The organism is Nocardia sp. NPDC060220 (genome assembly GCF_042727815.1).
GTDB lineage: Bacteria > Actinomycetota > Actinomycetes > Mycobacteriales > Mycobacteriaceae > Nocardia.
Genome location: NZ_JBHWZY010001396.1, coordinates 1 through 1,016, shown reverse-complemented (window position 1 = coordinate 1,016; position 1,016 = coordinate 1). Strand labels below are relative to the sequence as shown.

The window sequence follows — 1,016 nt, the reverse complement described above, 5'->3', positions numbered from 1 at the left end:
GAGCTGCTCGCCGAGCTGGGCTTCCGCACCCTCGACGAGGCCGTCGGCCGGGTCGACCTGCTCGACACCGCCAAGGCCAAGCAGCACTACAAGGCCGCCAAGCTGGACCTGTCGCCGATCCTGGACATGCCGGAGACGGCGTTCATGAACCAGAACACCCGGTGCACCGGTACCCAGGACCACGGTCTGGACAAGGCGCTGGACAACGAGCTGATCGCGCAGAGCGCTCCTGCGCTCGAGCGTGGCCAGGCGGTCAAGATCGAAACCAAGATCACCAACGTGAACCGCACGGTCGGCACCATGCTCGGCCACGAGGTGACCAAGCTCTACGGTGGCGCGGGCCTGCCCGACGACACCATCGACATCACCTTCACCGGTTCGGCGGGCAACAGCTTCGGCGCGTTCGTCCCGGCCGGCATCACGCTGCGGGTCTTCGGTGACGCCAACGACTACGTCGGCAAGGGTCTGTCGGGTGGCCGCATCGTGGTCCGCCCGTCGGCTTCGGCTCCGGAAGCCTTTGTCGCCGAAGACAACATCATCGCGGGCAACGTGATCATGTTCGGCGCCACCAGCGGTCGCATCCTGATCAACGGTGTCGCGGGCGAGCGCTTCGGCGTGCGTAACTCCGGTGCCACCGCGGTCGTCGAGGGTGTGGGTGACCACGCGCTCGAGTACATGACCGGTGGCCGCGTGGTCATCCTCGGTGACACCGGCCGCAACCTCGGTGCCGGTATGTCCGGTGGCGTCGCCTACTTCTACGACCCCGAGGGCAAGCTGCCCGGCCGGGTCAACCCGGATCAGGTCGACGCGATCGAACAGCTCTCCGGTGACGATTTCACCTGGCTGCGCGACATCATCGCGACCCACCGCGACGAAACGGGATCGGCTGTGGCCGAACGCATCCTGAGCGACTGGTCCCAGCAGGTGAACCACTTCGTGAAGGTCATGCCCCGCGAATACAAGAAGGTTCTACTCGCCATTTCCGAAGCCGAGAAGGCCGGCAAGGACGTGGATAC

Annotated in this window: 1 pseudogene; it reads left to right on the top strand. The window is 65.7% G+C overall.

The window, feature by feature from the left end:
• A pseudogene (locus ACFWF3_RS37045) lies at positions 1–1,016 on the top strand (glutamate synthase subunit alpha); the annotation flags it as partial.